This is a genomic window from Stenotrophomonas ginsengisoli, assembly GCF_001431485.1.
GTDB classification, from domain to species: domain Bacteria; phylum Pseudomonadota; class Gammaproteobacteria; order Xanthomonadales; family Xanthomonadaceae; genus Stenotrophomonas; species Stenotrophomonas ginsengisoli.
The window spans coordinates 20584-40465 of record NZ_LDJM01000002.1; the positions used below are offsets into that span (position 1 = coordinate 20584).

The following is a 19882-nucleotide window of genomic DNA, read 5'->3' on the forward strand; positions in this document are numbered from 1 at the left end:
GCCCAAAGCCCGGCTCAAAACCTGACATCGACTGGCCACGCGGCAGGTAGCCCGTGGCCAGTGTTCACAATGGGCACTGACGCACAGCAGGCTGGGCCAATCCCTGCAAGGATGGCGGGTTTGTTCCTGCCTGCCCTGCCCGCCCATGCCTGTCCTGACGCAACGAACCCTGCTGGCCACCCTCACCGTTACCGCCCTGCTGGCCGGCGGCATTGGCCTGAGCCTGGGCATGCGCCTGGGCAAGGGCCCGCAGCATGACCTGGCCCGCGACAATCTGATTGCCATGCAGCCGCTGCTGCAGTTGCCGCCCACCGATGACCCCGGCTTCGCCCAGGCCCTGCAGCAGTTGCAGCACAGCCACAGCCAGCACCTGCTGATGAGCTACCGCCATGCCGATACGGCGCAGCGCCGGCAGATCGCCGTGGCCCTGGGCCGGGCCAATGCCCAAGGCTGGTACAGCACCGCCGATTTCTCCCGCCTGCAAGCCAGCCTGACCTGCCTTGAGCAAAGCCCCGAACAGCCCCTGCCCCAGTGCCTGGCACAGCAGCTGCAGCCGGCCGACGAAGCCAGCCCCGTAGCCACCACCCAGCCCTGATCCTGCGGGTACGCCCGGACAGCCGCGCACGGCACCCCTCAAGGCTTGAGCTCCATCGCAGGTGGGCAGCTGCCGATCGCGTTATGGTCGGCGCTGGATCTGGCCTGCACCAAGGAGTGGACAATGCCGCACCCATCCCCATTACGGCTTTCCTGCAGCCTGGGCGTCGCGCTGCTGGCTGCAGCCGGCAGCCACGTACGAGCACAGCCCTTTACCGACAACCCCTATCTCAGCCCGGAGGTCAATGCCGCCCTCGCTGACCCGCAGTTACCAGTCCGCAAGTACCGGGGAGACCTCAGTGGCTGGACCAAGCGCTTTGAAACCTGCATCAGTACCCAGAACCGCGACCTTCCCGCCCCACGTCGCCAGTGCATAGCGGACGAGATCGAGTACAAACTGGGTGTTACATCCGTCTACCATAAGACACTACTGGACGCCGCCCGGCAGAAAGCCCCGCAAAGCGTTGCCGATATCGATGGACAACATCAGCAATGGCTTGAGCAGTATCACTCAAGCTGTGAGATCGAAAAAAACCAATCCACGCCATTTTCACGGGAGCAGTGCCAACTCGATTTGATTGATGAATTCATTCATCAGACAGCGCAACGAAAGACTTCGATATTGTCCTATCGAGAGGCTATCGCTGAGCAGCTTCCTCCCACGGCCCATGGCTCGGCCACCCTGATCCTGGGTGATGCCCGGATCGCGGTCTCGGTGGATGCCTGCCCAGGGGTCAAGAGCGACCTTTTCCGCGCTTGTGAGAATGTGCGCCTTGCGGTCAGCACGCCGGACATTGCTGAGCAGCACCTGCAGCTGCCCGAAGTGATTTTCTCCGACCATGAGAACGATGCCAGTGCCAATCGTGGCACGCTGGAGCAGGGTTTTGCCTGGGGCAAGTACAGCCTGATGCTGCTGGACCTCAACAATGACGGGCACGAGGACCTGATGGCCTGGACTGGCTTCGACGGCAGCTACGGCGACCCGTCCTACACCTACTTCCTGTATGACGCCGATGCCAAGGCCTTTGTCGAAAATACCGCCATCCAGGCATTGGTGGAGATGCACTCACTGTCGCGCGTTGTCGATGGCCAATTCGAATTCTGGTACCGCAGCGGGCCGTGCGAACGGGGAGAAAAAAGCATCCGCTTCGAAGGGAACGTGCCAAGGGTCATCAAAAGCAGTGACGAGAACAGCTGCACAAACGCCGATCAAGGCTGATCGCCGCACCAGGCCCGGCCCTGACCCGGACAACCGTTACTGGCAGCCCTTACAAAACAACGGCCAGGCAATGCCTGGCCGTTGTTTCAACCGTTGAACCTTGAGGCAGTGCTTCAGCGGCTGAGCACGCCGGGGTTCATCAGGCCCTTGGGGTCGAGCTGGGCCTTGATCGCATCAAGCACGGCCAGGGCGGCCGGGTCGCGGCCGGCGCGGTAGTCGTAGAACTTGCCCAGCTGCAGGTTGGCCGCACCGTGGGCACGCATGACATCGGCGATCTGGCGCTTGAGCGTGTCCGCGGCGGCGCGGGCTTGCAGGTGCTCACCCGGGCAGCCGATGCGCTGCTGGTGGTCGGCATCCACGGTACGCACATGGAAGGCGTTGTGGCTGTCGGGCCAGTAGATGCACGGCTCGATCACCGCGACCTGCTCGCCCACGCTGGACATCAGGGTGCCGATGAACAGGCCATGCTGTTCCATGGTCGCCGCTTCGCGGGCGAACAGGTCCTGCAGGGCGTTGAACATGCCCACCGCCTTGGAGTGCGGCACCAGCGCATGCACCGGGGCCCAGCGCTCGCCCTGCGGGCCGAGCATGGAGTTCCAGGCGGCAAACGGGTTGGCGGCCATCATCTTCGGAATCGACGGTTCCACCGATTCGCCGAGGTTGCCGACCAGCTTTTTGGCACGCGCGACGCGATCGGCCACTTCGGCCGCGCTGTCGCCCTCCAGGGTGATGTGCAGCGAGAACTGCTGCTGGTCCACGATGTCACGGCCCTTCACCGCCAGCTTCAGGCCGGAGATCAGGCCGCCCTTCTTGATCACGTTGGTCAGCGACTTCACGTCGCTGGCCAGGCTGGCGCGGCGCATGCGGATGGCGGTCAGCGACGGGTCAAAGGCCGCCGTCTCGCTGGCCAGGCCGTGACGGGCCAGCACGCCCAGGGCGCCAAACAGGCCATCGGCGCTGGTGAACTGCCAGGACAGGTAGTCCATGTGGCTGTGCAGCGGGATCAGCTTGAGCACCACGCGGGTCTTGATGCCGAGCAGTCCGCAGTCACCGAGGAACACGCCGGTCAGGTCCGGGCCGTACCAGCGGAAGAACGGGCTGGTGTTGGCCGCCGCCGCCGAGCCGGTGGTGAGGATGTCACCGTTGGCGGTGACCACCTGCAGGCCGAGCACCGCATCGGCAGAGCAGCCGTAACGGGCCGAGCCGTTGAAGATGGCGCCCTGCGACATGCCGCCGCCGACGGTGGCGTGCGAGCCGGACATCGGGCCGAAGTACGGGGTGCGCACGCCCTTGGCGTCCAGGGCGGTCTTCAGATCGCGCCAGGTCACGCCGGCTTCGACGATGACGTAGGCGTCCTCGACGTTGATCTCCACGATCTTGTCCAGGCCGCCGGTATCGACCAGCACGCTCGGGCTTTGCGCGGCGATGTAACCGCCGGTGTAACTCATGCCGCCGCCACGCGGGATCACCGCAATGCCGGCGGCGGTGAGCTCACGTACCGCATCGGCCAGTTCGGCCGCGGTGGACGGGCGCAGCACCGCCAGCAGCGGCTGGCCGGCGGAATACACATCGGTACCGAAATAGGCCAGTTCGGCCGGATCGGTGATCACCGCAGCACCCAGACGGGCCTGCAGCTGGGCCAGCACGGCCGGGGCGGAATCGACAGCAGCATTCATGGGGGTACGTCCTTGGGGGTTACGACAGCAGGGCGGCAGCGCGCCCCTGGTAATCATTGGCCGGTTCGGCCGATACGCTCAGCGGCACGCGCAGCTGGCGCAGTTGTGCGGGAAGGTCGGACGGGGTGGCGGCGGCCAGCAGCGGGGCCAGGCGCGGGCCCAGACGCAGCAGTTCGACCACATTGGCATGCACCCGGGCCGGGGCCGGCGCATCGACCAGGCGGCGCGCAGCGGCGCAGGATGCCATCCACGGCCAGATCAAGTGGCGCTCGCGCTCCCAATGCCAGGCATCGCCCAGATGGCCACCGGCGCGGTCCACCGTGGTCACCGGCAGGTTGGCCAGCAGGCAGGCCTGCTCGTCGGCAGTGAGCAGCCACGGCGTATCCAGATGGGCCTTGCCCAGGCGCTGGCCGTAATGCGCGGCCAGGCCCGGCAGGTAGGCGGCCGCGGCCCCGTGCAGGCTCAGCTGCAACGTTGCCGCCGGTGCACAGGCATCGATCAGGGCCGCAATGCCGGCCAACATGGTGGCCACATCCAGGGTGGCATCGGTCTCGCTGGAGGCACCATGGCCGGGCAGGTCCAGCAGCAGCAGCGGGCCCTCGGCGGCCACATCGGCCGGAGTGAACGGGGCGCTGCCCGGCGCGTGCAGCCAGACCGACAGCGGCCCTTGCCCGCGACGCAGCCAGCCGGCCACCTCGCCGGCAGCAGAGCCCACCAGCACACGCTGCCAATGGTCGGCGCGGGGCGATTGGACGATGGCCGGGGCCACCGGCTCGGCGGCCAGGGTGGCCGGCAGCCAGGTATCCAGCCGCTGCAGCATGGCCGGGATGCTGCCCGGCTCCTCGACCACGGCCACGTTGGCCGGCAGGTCGGTCAGGCGCGGCATGTGGGCCAGCAGCGGGTCACCGTGGCGGAACACGATCAGGCTGGGCACACGCAGCTGGCTGACCCAGTGGTGGTCGTTGTGGGCAAAGGCAGCGGCATAGCCGGTGCGGTAGTGGTCGCCCACGTCCAGCACGTCCATCACCGCGTCATGGGTGGCCTGCACCGTGGCCGGGGGAATCGCCATGGCCGCGGCGGCGCGGCCGTCGTACCACGGGAAGAAATACTTCTGCTCGCGGATGCGGCACCACAGCCAGCGCAGGTGCGAGCCATCCCACTGCGGTACGAAGGGCGGCAGGTAGGCATCGCCGTACAGGGCGCTTTCTGCCGGGGTGAAGGCGGCATAGCCGTCCACCACCAGGGCGCTCACTGTCTGCGGGTGGGCCCAGGCCAGCCAGGTGGCGACCAGGCCGCCGGTATGCATGCCGAACACCGCCACCCGCTCCAGCCCCAGAGCCTGCACCAGTTCCCAGGTGGCATGGCCGAAGGCGGCCATGTCACGCGGGCCGTCAACCGGCAGCGGATCGGAATAGCCGAAGCCCGGCGTGTCCGGGGCGATCACGGTGAAGTGCGGCGCGTAGCGGGCCATCATCTCGGCCCACATGCGCGAATTCTGCGGCGACTGGTGGATCAGCAGCAGCGCCGGGCCCTGCCCAGCGCGCCGGTAATGCACCTGGCGGCCGTTGATGTCGACGAAATGGCGGGTAATTGCGTGCATTACGGATGTTCCACTGCAACGAGGGCCTTGCCGGTGTTTTCGCCATTGAGCAGGCCGATGAAGCCGGCCGCGGCCTGTTCCAGCCCGTGATGGATGTGCTCGCGGTAGTGCAGCTGGCCAGCGGCGATCAGCCCGGCCAGCTCCTGGCGGCAGGTACCGAAATCGGCCAGATGGTCATACACCACCAGCCCTTCCAGCCGCGCGCGTGCACCGATCACCGGGCCCAGGTTCGGGCCGGGCGGGCGCTGCGCACGGTTGTACTGGTCACTCAGGCCGCACAGCACCACGCGGGCGCGCAGGGCCAGCTGGCCGAGCACGGTTTCCAGCACCGCGCCGCCCACATTGTCGAAATAGCCGTCGATGCGCTGCGGGCAGGCCGCACGCAATGCATCGGCAAAATCAGGGGCGCGGTAATTGACGCAGGCATCAAAGCCATAGGTGGCGGTGACCAGGTCGCACTTTTCATCCGTGCTGGTCAGCCCGACCACGCGCGCGCCGGCGGCCTTGCACAGCTGGCCGGCAACCGAGCCGACCGCACCGGCCGCGGTGGAGATGACGATGGTCTGCCCGGCTTCGGGCGCCAGGATGCGGCGCACCCCGGCCCAGGCGGTGAGCCCGGGAATGCCCAGCACGCCGACCGCCGTGGCTGGTGGCGCCAGTGTTGCATCCACCGCCTGCAGGGCGTTGGCATCGGCCACGGCGTACTGCGCCCAGCCCAGCAGGCCGGTCACCCACTGTCCAGCAGCGAAGCGGCCACTGGCATCGTCCACCACCTGGCCCACGGCATAACCGGGCACCACTGCACCCAGCGGCGGGCACGGAGCCACGTAGCGCCCGCCCAGCTGGGCCCGCAGGAACGGGTCCAGCGAGAGCCAGTACAGGCGCACCAGCACCTGCCCGGCTCCCGGTTGCGGCACCGGCAACGATTGCAGGGAAAAGTCCGACGGCTGCGGCATCCCGTCCGGGATGGCGCGCAGACACACCGCCTGCATCGTGGCCGGCACGCGCTGCATGATCAGAACGCGTTGATGCCGGTCAGCTCACGGCCGACCACCAGCTGGTGCACGGTCTCGGTGCCTTCATAGGTAATGACCGATTCCAGATTCAGGGCATGACGGATGGCCGCATGCTCGGTGGTGATGCCGGCACCGCCGAGCAGGTCACGGCATTCGCGGGCGATGTCGATGGCCATGCGGCAGTTGTTCCACTTGGCAATGCTGACCTGGGTCGGCTGCATCTTGTCCGCTTCCTTCAGGCGGCCCAGCTGCAGCGACAGCAGCTGTGCGGCGGTGATGCGGCGGGCCATGTCGGCCATCTTGATCTGGGCGCTCTGGGTAGCCGCGACCGGGCGGCCGAACAGGATGCGCTCCTTGGTGTAGGCCAGCACTTCTTCCAGGCAGGCCTGGGCGGCGCCGATCGGGCCCCAGGTGATGCCGTAGCGGGCCTGGGTCAGGCAGCCCAGCGGACCCTTCAGGCCCTTCACGTTGGGCAGGCGGTTGGCATCGGGCACGCGCACGTTGTCAAAGAACAGTGCGCCGGTGGCCGAGGCTCGCAGGCTCATCTTGTGCTTGATTTCCTGCACGCTGAAGCCCGGGGTGCCCTTCTCGATCACAAAGCCCTGGATGCCGTCTTCGGTGTGGGCCCAGACAATGGCGATGTCGGCCATCGGTGCATTGGTGATCCACATCTTCGAACCGTTGATCACCCACTCGTTGCCGTCCTTGACGGCACGGGTCTTCATGCTGGCCGGGTCCGAACCGCCGTGGGCCTCGGTCAGGCCGAAGCAGCCGATGACCTTGCCGGCGGCCATGTCCGGCAGCCAGCGCATGCGCTGCTCTTCGCTGCCGTAGGCATAGATGGGGTACATGCACAGCGAGCTCTGCACCGAGACAAAGCTGCGCAGGCCCGAATCGCCGCGCTCCAGCTCCTGGCAGATCAGGCCGTAGCTGACATAGCCCAGGTTGGAGCCGCCGTACTGTTCCGGCAAGGTGGCGCCCAGCAGGCCCATGTCGGCCACTTCGGCGATCAGTTCCTTCGGGAACTGGCCCTTGTCGAAGCAGTCACCGATGATCGGCAGCACGCGCTCGTTGGTGAAACGGGCCACCGATTCCTGGATGGCACGCTCTTCTTCGGTGAGCAGGGAGGCAACGTCGTACAGGTCAAACGGATTCAGGCTCATGCAATTCTCACTGGCACACAAGGTGCTGGGCGGTGGGGGTGAAGTTACGGTATTCAGGCGGACAGGATGGCGGCAGCGGCGCGTTCGCCGGACTGCACGGCAGCCTCCATGCCCGGGACATGCAGTTCGGTCTGCTCGCCGGCAAAGTGCAGGCGGCCGAACGGGGTGTTGTTCCACTGCCGGGTCTGCGCAAAGCGCCCCGGCTTGATCTCGGCAAACGCGCCACCGGCCAGCGGATCACCGCCCCAGCTGCGCGTTTCCAGCAATTGCAGGGCACCACGGCTGGCCGGGCGCACGCGGGCGAATTCGTCGATGATCCACTGCGCGCGGGCGGCCGCATCCAGGGTGTCGGCCTTTTCGGCCAGCGCACCACTGAGCCAGACGATCAGGCGGTTGATCTGGCCATCGTCGCCGGGCACGGCAAACACGCGCTGCAGCGCACCGGTGCCCCACAGCCACAACGGCAGGCCGTCCTCTTCCCAGAACGGTCGGGTCGGCTGCAGGTGCACGGTGGTCACCGCATTGCCGCCACGCTCGGCCCAGATGGCCTGCTGCGCGGCCGGCGGTGCCGGGTCGATGACGATGCGCGACAGCGGCAGGCTGGGAATGGCCAGCACCACGTGGCCGGCCTGGAAGCGACGGCCATCGGCACACCGTACCTGCACACCACGGCCACTGCTTTCAATGGCCGCGACCTGGGCATTGCGTACCACCTCGGCCGACAGCGAGGCGGCCATGGCTTCCGGCAGCGCCTGGCTGCCACCGCTGACCCAGCCGGTGCCCGGGGCGCCGTAACGGCGCAGGGCATCGCGGCGCAGCACGTCCAGCGCGCTCACCGTATGCAGCGAGGAATAGGCACTGCCAACATCCATCAGGCCGATGGCATCGGCCGACCAGCCCCTGGCGGCCAGGTGCTGGGCCAGCGACACGTCCAGGGCCAGGTTGGCCGGGTCGTTCCAGCTGTCCAGCGCCGGCAGCGCGTTTTCATTCAGGGCGGTGCTCAGCAACAGGGTCGGTGGCAGCTCGCGCTCACGCCCGGTCAGGGTGTTGTACGCGCTGCTGCCCCACTGCGAGGACGGGATGATCCCATCGCCGAGCTGGAAGCCCATGCCACTGGCCGGCGGACGGGCCACGGCCGGCGGCTCGATGCCCACCGCCACGCGCTGGGCGTGGGCATGCACGCGCGCATAGCCGGTGCCGACCTCGACCCCGCCAATTTCAAAACGCAGCCCGTTGCGGACCACGGTATGCAAACGGCCACCGATGCGATCGGAGGCCTCCAGCACCCTCACCCGTGCACCGCCGGCTTCGAGCTGGTGCGCGGCGGCCAGGCCCGCCAGGCCGGCGCCGATGACCAGCACGTCGCTGCGTGCAGCACCACGGCCGATGCTGCGTGCCTGGGCCGGCAGCATCGCCAATGCCGATGCGGCACCAAGGCCAGCAAGGAAATGTCGTCTGTGCATACTGCCTGCCCTTGAATAGTGACCGGCCTGGCTGCTGCCAGGCCGGTGGATTGGTACTTAGAACTTGTAGCTGACTTCCACACCGTACATGCGCGGCATCGACGGGGTGATACCGAAATCACGCAGGTTGGTGACAGCCAGACCCGTCAACGGCGGCACCGCCGGCACGGCCACATAGGCTTCCGGGTCGATGGCACGCTGTGCCTCTTCCGGGGTGCGGTCGTTGAAGGCGTTGTTGACGTAGGCGCTGACCTGCCACTGCTCGCTCGGACGCAGGGTGAAGCGCAGGTTGGTACGGGTCGCCGCACCGACCGAGGCCAGGTTGTCCACCTGCACGTAACGGCGGCCTTCGTAGGCCACGTCGGTGTTCAGGGTGTACTCCCAGCCGTTGGCAAACGCACCGTCATACATCAGGCCCAGGGTGGCCTTGTGCTTGGGCACGCGCGGCAGCTTGTAGCCGGCCGCATTGGCCGCCGCGTCCGCCAAGGTCGGGGCCGGGCCGGTACCGAACAGGTCGGCCTGGTCCTGGCTGATGAAGCTCTTGATCTGCGCATCGGTGTAGGAATAGGCCAGCGACGCCAGCCAGCCCGGGGCGAACACCCACTGGCTTTCCAGCTCGAAGCCCTTGATTTCCGACTCACCCACGTTGGTGGTGTAGCTGGTGGAGAACAGGGTGCCGTTCTTGCGGATCACCGGGCCGGTTTCGGTCAGCTGCTGGTTGGTCCAGTCGATCAGGTAGACGTTGGCATTCAGGCGCAGGGTGCCGTCCAGCCAGTCGCTCTTGATGCCCAGCTCGTAGTTGATGGCTTCTTCTTCCTCGTAGGAGGACAGGCCGGCGGCAATCAGGCGGTCACGCTCGGCTTCCTGGAAGTCGGCGCGGTAGACGTCGGAGTTGAAGCCGCCCGGCTTGGTGCCCTTGGAGATCAAACCGTAGACGTTGACGTTGTCTGCGGCCTGGTAGCTCAGGGTCCAGCGCGGGGTGAAGCTGGTGAAGGTCTCGTTCAGTGCCCAGGCCTGGGTGTAGGTGTTGGCACCGAGCACACGGCGGTCCACACCGCCCTTGCTGATTTCGTCCCACGCATAGCGGGCTTCGATCGAGGTGGTCCACTTGTCGGTGATGTTCCAGTTCACCATGGCGTAGACCGCCTTGTTGGTGGTTTCATCATCCGGATCGGTCGGCACCTGCTGCACCGAACGGGTGCCCGGCAGGTAGAAGCCGGTCAGGTCACCACCCCAGCCCGGCTGGGCCTGCTGGTTGTAGTAGTACAGGCCGACCATGCCCGACACGTCCAGCGACTGGTCGCTGCTCAGGCGCAGGTCCTGCGACCAGTTCTTCACCGCGGTGTTGGTGAAGGTTTCAAACGCACCGCCGTAGCCACGGTCGCTGCTGTAGTCCTGGTCGGTACCGGCGTAGGTCGAGCTGTCGTTGTAGGCAGTGGTCGAGGTGAAGGTCCAGTTGTTGTCGAAGAAGTATTCGGCACGCAGGCTGGTACGCAGGAAGTCGGTCTTGCGGCCGGCAAAGTAACCGGCAGCGGTGAACTCGTCGGTGTTGATGGCGTAATCGGTCGGCGCCTTGACGTCACCACACCAGTAGCCCCGGTGGCGGTTGGCCAGCACCGGGTACAGGCCGAAGTACAGCGCGCCGGTTTCCTGCGGCAGGTAGCAGTTGAGGTTTTCGCTGCCGATGGTGGCAATGGCGAAATGCTCGTCGCGGCTCTTCTGCTGCATCACGCGGGCGGTGATGTCCAGCTTCTCGGTCGGCGACCAGGCCACGGCAACCATGCCGCTGATGGTCTCGGTACCGCCCAGGTCCTTCTTGTCGGAAGCCTGGTTGTAGTACATGCCGTCATTGCCGCGCTTGTTCAGGCTGACGTCGTAACCGAAGGTGCCGTCCTCATTGCCACCGGAGTGGAACAGGCCCAGCTTTTCCTGGCCGAAGTTGCCGGCGCCCAGGGTCAGCTTGGTGCCCGGGGCGCTGCCCGGGCGGCGGGTGATGAAGTCCACCGCACCGGAGAAGGTACGACGGCCGTAAGCGGCCGACTGCGGGCCACGCACCACTTCCACGCGCTGGATGTTTTCCAGGCCATAGCTGGAAATGTCGCCTTCCACGTAGATGCCGTCGATGAAGAACGAGGCATTGGCCTCGCCCTGGATGTTGGACATGCCGCGGATCACCGGGCGGTCAAAGCCACGGCCGTAGCCGGACTTGAAGGAGAAGCTCGGCGACATGGCGGCGATGTCGCGCACATCCACCAGGCCCTTCTTCTCGATGGTGGCCTCGGAGATGGCCGAGATCGGCAGCGGCATCTGCTGCAGCGGCTCGGCGACACCACGGGCGGTGACTTCGATCGATTCCAGGCTGGTGACCGGGCCAGCGGCGGCATCGGCCGGTTCGGCAGCGGGGTTGTCTGCAGCAACGGCGTGACCTGCACTGATCATCAGTGCAAGTGCGATGGAGGAGCACAGCAGGTCGGGCTTGACGGTTTTCATGGCGTTTTCCGGAAAGATGGGCCGGGGGATGCGGTGAGTGACATCGTCTGGGGGAGGAGGCACTGCATCACTTGCGTCTGGCGTCGTGCGGTCTTGCGTGTTGCGGTCGTACGGTGGCGCGGTCTGGCTCAGTCACTGCTGCCGTCAGCCGGCTGGCGGTCACGGTAGTAACTCCAGCTGGTGACGTTGGGTTGCACCCATTGCGCCGGGGCAGTGGCGTATTCGGGGTAATCGCGGGCGATGCGCGCGCGGATGTCCTCGGGCAGTTCATCCACCGAAGCGCGCTTGTTGCCCTGGGCCACGTACAGCAGCGAGCCTTCGCGGGTGCCCAGCTTCATCCACGGCAGCCACGGGCCGACGCGGGTCCAGCCGTAGGTGACCGGCACCTGGCTCAGGCTGGCGTCTTCCATCGCTGCGCGCGGGGTGAAGAACATGAAGTGTTCCGAACCGATGTACATCGGGCCGGAGGATTCGGCCGGGAACTTCGCCGGCGACAACGGGTTGGGATAGGCCAGCGGGATGTTCAAGGTCAGCATCAGGGTGTCGCCGGCCTGCACCCACGGCAGCGGTACGTCGTGGCCCGGCGCATTGAGCACGGTGTTGACCGGGTCATTGGCCACGTGCACCACCTCGACGGTCTGGCCGCTGTACGGGTTGTCCCACTGGTCGATGATCTGGCCGGTGGCCAGGTCGCGGTAGAAGGTCAACTCACGGGTGACCAGGCGCCAGGTGCCGTCGGCCAGCTTCTCCGAACGGCAGATGTTGTAGCCCTCGAAGCCCAGCAGCGGCGCAGCCTTCTTCTCCGGCTCCTGCGCAAACAGGGTACCTTCCCACCACAGCAGCACATCTTGCTTGGGGTCCAGCGAGCAGCGCATCTTGACCAGCGCTTCGGTACGCCCGGCGGCAGAATCAAGGTCCAGCGCGCTGGCCTGCGCCGAAAGTGCGATTGCAGTGCCGGCCAACAATGTGAAAAGTGTCTTCATTCCCAGTCCCCCCGCCGCCTCGAAGGCTGCCTGTCGTAGTACGAAATGGTGTCATTGCGAAGGCCGCGTGATGACCACCAAGTGACATATAGCTATAACATTAGATCATACTTGTCCAGTCATTTAGCCCTGCCGAAAGGCACCCCGTCAATGACCGGACAAACTTGCGCAAAGCATTGCCCTGCAACGCTTTGCTTTGTTGCAAAGCAGCAAAACAAGCTGACTGCGAATTGATCCAGATCAAGGAAACCGGCAGGTCTGGACCCGTACCTTGACCTGGCCGGTTTTTTTGACATATAGCTATATCATTAGAACCTGGGCACCCGCCCTGTCCTGACCCGGAGCAACGCCATGAGCGAGCAAGTCCTGCCCCCCAGCTGGCAACACGTAGGCCGCCACGACCTGTTCCCGGTCAGCGCGCACGATGACACCGCGCGCTTCGACTTCCTGGCCAACCTCAATGGCTACCTGGCCAGCCAGGTCAGCCCCAAGGTCAAGCAGTCCTACGACAAGCGGGTCAAGCCGGCATTCGAGAAGGCCGTCGGCCGCGAACCGGCCAGCCGCCATGAAGTGCGCAAGGCCATGGCCGGCGATCCGGTCTACCAGACCTGGAGTGCGCTGCGCCGCAGCTCGATGGAAATGCGCCAGCAGGCCGGCCGCTCGCTGGTGCTGCGCCAGGCCGATGCCCTGATCGACAAGGCCCGCCGCTACAACCAGGCCGATGACGGCCTGAAGCTGGACGCCAGCGTGCAGGTGCCGCGCTACGCCAGCGCGGTGGACATCCACTGCATGCCCGGTGGCTACCACACCGAACTGACTGCCGATGACGTCACCGCGGCGGCCAACTACGACTGCGGCATCTTCGCCACCACCGGCGGCATGCTCGGCCGTTACAACGATGGCGGCGGCCAGGCCCTGGCCCAGTGGCTGGCCGAGCACCACCCGGACTTCAAGCCCAAGCGCATCCTGGATATCGGCTGCACCGTCGGCCACAACATCGTGCCGCTGGCCCAGGCCTTCCCGGAGGCCGAGGTGATCGCCATCGACGTGGCCACCCCGATGCTGCGCTACGCCCATGCCCGCGCCCGCTCGCTGGGGGTGAACAACATCACCTTCGTGCAGGCCAATGGCGAGGCGCTGGACTTCCCCGATGGCCACTTCGACATCGTCATGACCTCGATGTTCTGGCACGAGACCAGTTCCAAGGCCATGCCCAGGATGCTCGGCGAATGCCACCGCGTGCTGGCCGCAGGCGGCCTGACCGCCCACCTGGAACAGCCGCAGTACCACGGCATGGACCCGTACGAGCAGTTCATCCGCGACTGGGATGCCTACAACAACAACGAGCCGTTCTGGAGCGTCATGCACGAGTACGACCTGCAGGACATGATGACCAAGGCAGGCTTTGCCCCGCAGCAGTACTTTGAAACCAAGATCCGCGGTGTGGTTGACCGCGACATCTTCCCGGTGGCCAGCGAAAAGGGCGAGGACCACGGTCGCGCCGCCCTGTGGACGATGTTCGGAGCGTGGAAAGCATGAGCAACACGATTGACCCCATCAGCCAGGCCGGTACCCGCGCCAAGGGCAAGCGTCCCTACTTCTTCAAGGACGCCGATGTCGAGCGCCTGCTCGGTATCGTCATGGCGGTGGCCATGGAAAACGCAGTAACCCGCCAGCGCCTGGACGCGCTGGAACGGCTGGTCGAGCAAAAGGGATTGCTCACCCGCCAGGAGCTGGAACAGTTCACCCCGGACCGCACGGCAGAAGCCGAGCGCACGGTGTGGATGAAGGAATATATCGCCCGGGTGCTGCGCATCGTGCAGCAGGAAACCGAAGCGATCGAAGGCGGTGCTATGGACGTGCCGATGGAAGAAGTGATGGATGCACTTCGCAATGACTGAGACCTGCGCCGAGGCCAGGCCTCAAATCTGACATCAACACGACAAAGAGAACCGTTATGCCGAACATGCAGCTGCACATGCCGATCCTGGCCCGCCACGAAGGCATCTGGGATGGCTTCTACCGCTACTACGATGCCGACGGCAACAAGATCGACGAGCACAAGTCGCGCCTGATCTGCCGCTTCACCGACGACGAAGCCGTTCCCTACCACCAGACCAACCACTACAGCTGGGACGATGGCAAGGTGGAAGTGCGTGACTTCGCCACCCGCTACGAGTTCGGCCGCGTCATCTTCGACAACGAGCTGATCTACGGCTGGGCTGCCGAAGTGCCGCTGGACGACTTCCACCGCACCGTGATGCTGTACTGGAAGCGCAAGGGCGAGGAAGGCCTGGAACTGTACGAAATGATCCAGATCTCCGACTGCGGCCAGCTGCGCAACCGCGTGTGGCACTGGTACAAGAACGGCGTGCTGGTCCAGCGCACCCTGATTGACGAAAAGTTCGTCAGCAAGGACTGGCAGAAGGTGACCGGCCACAGCTTCAACGGCGAAGCCATCTGATGACGGCACCACGCCGCCATTGATCTTCGCAACACCGCGCAACCCCGGACGGTAACGCCCGGGGTTGTGTCTTTCCATTACGAGGTAACAGATGAGCAACTCCAGGAGACAGTTCCTTTCCGGTGCCGCAGGCCTGGCCGCCCTTGGTGTGGCCGGCCCTTCCCTGCTCGGTGCCAGCGCACCGGCGCAGGCGGCCATGGGCAAGGGCCCGGACACGCCCAACCAGCGTGACGACGGCACCTACGACGTGGTTGAACTGGCAAAGCCGGCCTGGATGCTCGGCCTGGTGCAGTCGCGCGTGCACAGCTTCGATGCCAAGGAATGGAAAGCCGGCACCCGCCGCAACCTGGCCCACATGCTGGACCTGATCGACAAGGCCCACTACCACGCCAAGCCGGACCTGCTGCAGTTCCACGAGTTCCCGCTGACCGGCTGGCGCAAGTGGACCCGCAACGAAATCCTGAAGTTCGCCATCACCATCCCCGGTGAGGAAACCGAGGCCATTGCCGCCAAGGCACGCCAGTACGGCACCTGGATCGTGTTCGGCGCCTACGCCACCGATCCGGACTGGCCGGGCCACGTGCTGTCGATCACCACGATCATCAACGACAAGGGCGAGATCGTCGACAAGCACTGGAAGGCACGCAACCTCAAGGGCGCCTTCCCGGATTTCGAGCTGTTCACCACCACTACCTACGACGTGCTGGACCGCTACGTGGAAATGTACGGCCGCGATGCCGTGGTGCCGGTTACCCGCACCCCGCTGGGCAACATCTGCACCTCCTCCACCCAGCGTGAGCCGGAGCTGTTCCGCGCGATGGCCCTGAAGGGCGCGGAAATCTTCCTGCGCACCGCTTCGGGCGGCTTCTCGCCGCTGGACGTGCAGGCCTGTGCGCTCTACAACGGCGTGTACTCGTCCATCGTCAACAACTCCATCTCCCCGGACAACGGCCCCTACTTCGATGACCCGGGTTCGGGCGGCACCGCCGTCTACGGCCCGCAGGGCACCGTGGTGGCCGAAGCCGCCGGCGCCCACGAAACCCTGGTGCTGGCCAGCATCCCGATCGGCACCCTGCGCGCACGCAAGCGCCAGCCGGTGATGCACGCCGACCTGTACAACGACATCTACGCCAACTACCGCAGTGCCTACGCCCCCAACCTGTGGGAAGAGCACCTGCCCGAGTCGCTGGAAGATGCCGCCCAGTACATCCGCGGCAAGTCGCGCTGGAAGTGAGTTTCCTGCGGGCTTGACTGCATACAACAACGGCGCCGAAAGGCGTCGTTGTTGGTTTCAGGCTTGCTGTCACTTGGAAAGTTCACTCTGACCCGAGTTTTCCGAGTTTTCCGCATCCCGACCCAGGTGGCCTTCAGCCAGTCCACCCGCTGGCCGTCGCTGGATACCGACCGCGCCGAGGGCTGCATCCGCGACGTGGCGCATGCCTTCTCCAGCGAAGGCGGGCTGGCCGTGCTGTACGGCAACCTCGCCGCCGATGGCTGCGTGGTCAAGACCGCCGGCGTGGACGAATCCATCCACGTGTTCGAAGGCAACGCCCGCGTCTATGAAAGCCAGGACGCCGCGGTCAAGGGCATCCTCGGCAACGAAGTGCAGGCCGGCGACGTGGTGGTGATCCGCTACGAAGGGCCGAAGGGCGGCCCGGGCATGCAGGAGATGCTGTACCCGACCAGCTACCTGAAATCCAAGGGGCTGGGCAAGGCCTGCGCGCTGCTCACCGACGGCCGCTTCTCCGGCGGCACCTCGGGCCTGAGCATCGGCCATTGCTCGCCGGAAGCAGCCGGCGGCGGCACGATTGGCCTGGTCCGCGACGGCGACCGCATCCTGATCGACATCCCGCAGCGCGGCATCAACCTGCTGGTGGACGACGCTGAGCTGACCCGTCGCCGCACCGAGCAGGAGGCCAAGGGCTGGAAGCCGGCGCAGGCCCGCCCTCGCAAGGTCAGCACCGCACTGAAGGCCTATGCCCTGCTCGCCACCAGCGCCGACAAGGGCGCCGTGCGTGACAAGGCCCTGCTCGACGGTTGACGCCGCGCGCGGGGGCGGCAGACTGGTGCGATGGATACCACCCCGCCCCCCCTGATACCCCGCGCGATCTGCCACTGGAACGACCAGCCCTACCGGCTGACAGAGGCGCAGCTGGGTGCGTTCGTCGATGAGCACATCCCTGCCCTGATCTGGGACTTCGACATCCAGGCCGAACGCATCGACCCCGATGACGTGCTGCTGGACGAAGACGACCTGCCACCGGACAGCCTGCACCTGCGCGTCCACGACTGCCCCGCCTTCCACAGCGGCCCGGGCGAAGTGACGCGCTGGAATGACATCGCGGGCAAACACATTGCGCTGACCGGCGAGGACGAACCGGAAGTGCTGGTCTACACCGGCGAGCATCTCGGCCTGACCGACGGCGCCTTCGAGCTGCGCGAGATCGACGGCCGGCTGTGGATCCACCTGCACGGACACTGCGATGGCATGCACGGCCCGGCGCGCATCGTGCTGGATGCACCGCTGGACTTCGGCACGATCGCCTGCGGCCGCAGCGACGAAGCCCATGCACGCGCGCGCATCGCCAGCGTAGTGGACCCGGCGCACTACACCTTTGAAAGCGACCGCTATGGCGTGGCCCGCTTCAGGCCGATCGGGGGCCGCTGAGCGTCGGCCGCCATCCCCTCCGCCTGCGATGGCGTCACGGGCAACAGGTCCAGCGGGCTGCGGACACCGCCGGCGCCGCGCCCAAACACATGCGTATACAACTGCGTGGTCGTCACGTCCTTGTGCCCCAGCAGTTACTGCAAGGTACGGATATCGCATCCCGCATCGAGCAGGTGCGTGAAAACACGATCCATGAAAACACGATCCAGAGTGTACTTCCAAGCGTCTCGCGTGCACTGAAAACACGATCCAGAGTGTACTTCCAAGCGTCTCGCGTGCACTCGAACGTCAGCTTTGATGTGCGCAGACAAGAACAGCGACATCCATGTCATAGACCGCCGCGCCCACAAGCCATGACGACACGCGGAACATATGGACGAGTCATTCGGACGAATCATCCGATGCATGCACCCCACCTAGCACGAGAACACCCTTCAGCGACGTGGCAGCTATGAACAACAACGGCGCCCAAAGGCGCCGTTGTTACATGCAGCATCCAAGCAGATGGGCAACAGCCATCAATCCACCGCCAGCTTCTTGCCACCGACAATCTCGGCCATGGTGCGTTGGCCGTGCAGGCGCACGCAGTTGCGGCCGGCATCCTTGGCCGCATACAGGGCCTTGTCGGCCGCCTTGATCACCGCATGCGGGCTGCTGCCGGCACGCTGGTCGGCCACGCCCATGCTGGCGGTGACATGCACCACCGGGCCATTGCCGCCCTGGCCACGACGCTGGCTGCCTTGGGCGTCGTCGCGCCCCCGCTCGCTGCGGTTGCGCAGCTGCATCCGTGCCTGCTCGATGGCCATACGCACGTCTTCAATCGCCTCACGGGCAGTACGCGCATCGCGGCCATCGAACAGCAGGGTGAATTCCTCGCCACCGTAGCGGAACGCCCGGCCACCGCCGCCTACCCGGGCCAGGCGGCTTGCCACCAGTTTGAGCACCTCATCGCCGGCATCGTGGCCATGGGTGTCATTGAACTTCTTGAAGTGGTCCACATCGACCATGGCGATGGTGTACTGGCTGCCCACCCGCTTGAGCGCCTCGTTCAAGGCGCGGCGGCCCGGCAGGCCGGTCAGGTCATCGCGGAAGGCCAGGTCAAAGGCCTCCTGCACGACAGCGCAGATCAGCAGGGCCATGGCCACCAGCGGCGTGGTCACCAGCACGGCCGGGGTCATGAAGATGCGTGGCAACATAACGTACATGCACAGCAGGGCCAGCAGCGCGGCAATGTCACAGGGCCGGCGCCGGCGGTGCGCACGCCAAGCCAGCGCCGCACCGAGCAGCAGGAACAGCCAACCCGGCAACTGCGCCAAGGCGCTGATATCGGTCTGCAGGGCGGGCCAGTGCACGTCGGAGATCATCCGCTGCATGCCTTCCGGGTTCTGCTGTGCCAGCAGCGAGAACGGCAGCAGCACACAGGCCAGGACCAGGCAGCGCAGGCCGATATCCCGCCTTGGCCGCCCGCGTTCGGGCCAGAAGGCCATGCCGGCAAACAGCAACGGCAGCCACAGGCTGATGCTGTGGAAGATCACCTGTGTGGCGGGCAGCAGCATCCCCGTACGCTGGAAGTGGGCCACCGGCACCTGCAGCAGCACCAGGCTGGCATACAGCAGCAACAGCTGGAACAACACGCGCACACGGCCATACAGCAGGCACAGACCACTGCCGATACCCAAAACAATCAACGGCAGCACCCGGTGCATCTGGTTGCTGACATCACCCTCCCCCGCACTGCCCCACAGCAACACCCCCAGCCCAAGGGCCGGCACGGTGAACAGCAACGAGGCAATTTTTCGCAATACGGAAGTCAACAGCGCATTCCCACAAACAACCGGCCAGCGCACACAGCGGCACAAGCGATGGACAGGTTGTTGGATAACGGCCGCTGCATTGCCAGCTTTAGCCCGCATGGCTCTGCGCTGCGTACAGGCGCATGCGCTGCATGGGCCGGGCAATCCCCCAGCCGCCCGGCGTGGGGAGCGGATCACCTGGGCTGCACAGGCAGCGGGGTATCACTGCAGCCTCCAACGCCAAGGAGTTCGCAGATGCCTATTACCCGGGCCAAAGCCACTACCCTGCTCAACCAGCGCGAGATGGCGCTGTTCGATGACAGCCGTGCCAATGCACTGCGCCAGCTGGATGAGAAAGCCCTGAGCGCCCGCATCACCCGTGCCCGTGCCGGCCGCGACCGTGCACGTGACCTGGTGCAGCGACAGACATTGAGCAGCCGCGATGCAACCGGCAGCAAGCGGGGAAACAGTGGCAACGCCAATGCCCGCAGCGCAGACAAGGCCGCGCTGATGGCCGATATCCTGGCCCGCTTCGAAGGCCAGCTGACCAAGTGCCAGGCCAGTACGGCCGGCCCTGCAATGACGTCCAAGCAGGCTCCCGCCAGCAAGGTAGCGAAGGCACCGGCCAAGGCCGTGCGCAAGGCCGCCCGACGCCGCACGGTGGTGCCGGCCACCGCCGCCAGCCTGAGCAAACCCAACCGCACCCGCCAACGCGTGGTGCTGTAAACGCCTGCACGGCCTATGGCCAGAGCC

The 19882-nt window shown here is 65.8% G+C and carries 16 protein-coding genes and 1 pseudogene; 9 read left to right on the forward strand and 8 right to left on the reverse strand.

The window, feature by feature from the left end:
* Window positions 1–145: 145 nt before the first annotated feature.
* Window positions 146–595, forward strand: a complete 450-nt coding sequence (locus tag ABB30_RS00255) for a hypothetical protein (RefSeq protein ID WP_057636237.1) — start codon at window positions 146–148, stop codon at window positions 593–595.
* Between the two features lie 45 nt (window positions 596–640).
* Window positions 641–1813, forward strand: coding sequence for an XAC2610-related protein (locus tag ABB30_RS15985; RefSeq protein WP_152980462.1), 1173 nt, complete (start codon window positions 641–643; stop codon window positions 1811–1813).
* Window positions 1814–1926: 113 nt separating this feature from the next.
* Here the strand turns inward: ABB30_RS15985 and ABB30_RS00265 are convergent, their stop codons facing one another.
* From ABB30_RS00265 to ABB30_RS00295, 7 genes are all read right to left on the reverse strand, one after another.
* Window positions 1927–3489, reverse strand: a complete 1563-nt coding sequence (locus ABB30_RS00265) for an FAD-binding oxidoreductase (RefSeq protein WP_057636239.1) — start codon at window positions 3487–3489, stop codon at window positions 1927–1929.
* 19 nt (window positions 3490–3508) lie between these two features.
* Window positions 3509–5089: an alpha/beta hydrolase gene (locus tag ABB30_RS00270; protein ID WP_057636240.1), complete on the reverse strand. Its 1581-nt coding sequence runs from the start codon at window positions 5087–5089 to the stop codon at window positions 3509–3511.
* A complete protein-coding gene (locus ABB30_RS00275; protein WP_057636241.1) occupies window positions 5089–6102 on the reverse strand; it encodes an NADP-dependent oxidoreductase in 1014 nt (337 codons plus the stop codon). The genes ABB30_RS00270 and ABB30_RS00275 overlap by 1 nt, the downstream gene beginning before the upstream one ends.
* A 2-nt stretch (window positions 6103–6104) precedes the next feature.
* Complete coding sequence (locus ABB30_RS00280; RefSeq protein ID WP_057636242.1) at window positions 6105–7268, reverse strand: acyl-CoA dehydrogenase family protein; 1164 nt, start codon at window positions 7266–7268, stop codon at window positions 6105–6107.
* A gap of 53 nt (window positions 7269–7321) precedes the next feature.
* Window positions 7322–8680 (reverse strand): flavin monoamine oxidase family protein, encoded by a 1359-nt coding sequence (locus ABB30_RS00285; protein WP_057636243.1) that lies wholly within the window; start codon window positions 8678–8680, stop codon window positions 7322–7324.
* A 108-nt stretch (window positions 8681–8788) separates the two neighbouring features.
* Complete coding sequence (locus ABB30_RS00290; protein WP_057636244.1) at window positions 8789–11221, reverse strand: TonB-dependent receptor; 2433 nt, start codon at window positions 11219–11221, stop codon at window positions 8789–8791.
* 128 nt (window positions 11222–11349) lie between these two features.
* The gene (locus ABB30_RS00295) at window positions 11350–12204 is read right to left on the reverse strand and encodes a DUF1838 family protein (protein WP_083489589.1); all 855 of its coding nucleotides are present in this window, start codon (window positions 12202–12204) and stop codon (window positions 11350–11352) included.
* 351 nt (window positions 12205–12555) lie between these two features.
* Here ABB30_RS00295 and ABB30_RS00300 point away from each other — a divergent pair, with 351 nt between their 5' ends.
* From ABB30_RS00300 to ABB30_RS00325, 6 genes and pseudogenes are all read left to right on the forward strand, one after another.
* Entirely contained in the window at window positions 12556–13743 is a 1188-nt protein-coding gene (locus ABB30_RS00300) for a class I SAM-dependent methyltransferase (protein WP_057636246.1), read from the forward strand.
* The gene (locus tag ABB30_RS00305; protein ID WP_057636247.1) at window positions 13740–14105 is read left to right on the forward strand and encodes a hypothetical protein; all 366 of its coding nucleotides are present in this window, start codon (window positions 13740–13742) and stop codon (window positions 14103–14105) included. Before ABB30_RS00300 ends, ABB30_RS00305 begins: the two co-directional genes overlap by 4 nt.
* A 56-nt stretch (window positions 14106–14161) precedes the next feature.
* Window positions 14162–14668 carry a hypothetical protein gene (locus ABB30_RS00310; RefSeq protein ID WP_057636248.1) on the forward strand — a complete coding sequence of 169 codons (507 nt, stop codon included), beginning with the start codon at window positions 14162–14164 and terminating at the stop codon, window positions 14666–14668.
* A gap of 91 nt (window positions 14669–14759) precedes the next feature.
* Window positions 14760–15902, forward strand: a complete 1143-nt coding sequence (locus tag ABB30_RS00315) for a nitrilase-related carbon-nitrogen hydrolase (protein ID WP_083489590.1) — start codon at window positions 14760–14762, stop codon at window positions 15900–15902.
* A gap of 114 nt (window positions 15903–16016) precedes the next feature.
* Window positions 16017–16709 (forward strand): annotated as a pseudogene (locus ABB30_RS00320) (IlvD/Edd family dehydratase); the annotation flags it as partial.
* Window positions 16710–16739: 30 nt separating this feature from the next.
* A complete protein-coding gene (locus tag ABB30_RS00325) occupies window positions 16740–17336 on the forward strand; it encodes a hypothetical protein (RefSeq protein WP_057636250.1) in 597 nt (198 codons plus the stop codon).
* 518 nt (window positions 17337–17854) lie between these two features.
* On the opposite strand, the gene ABB30_RS00330 is transcribed toward ABB30_RS00325, so the two are convergent.
* Window positions 17855–19150 (reverse strand): GGDEF domain-containing protein, encoded by a 1296-nt coding sequence (locus ABB30_RS00330; protein ID WP_245626376.1) that lies wholly within the window; start codon window positions 19148–19150, stop codon window positions 17855–17857.
* Window positions 19151–19384: 234 nt separating this feature from the next.
* Between ABB30_RS00330 and ABB30_RS00335 the strand changes: the two genes are divergently transcribed.
* Window positions 19385–19855, forward strand: coding sequence for a hypothetical protein (locus ABB30_RS00335; RefSeq protein WP_057636251.1), 471 nt, complete (start codon window positions 19385–19387; stop codon window positions 19853–19855).
* Window positions 19856–19882: the final 27 nt, after the last annotated feature.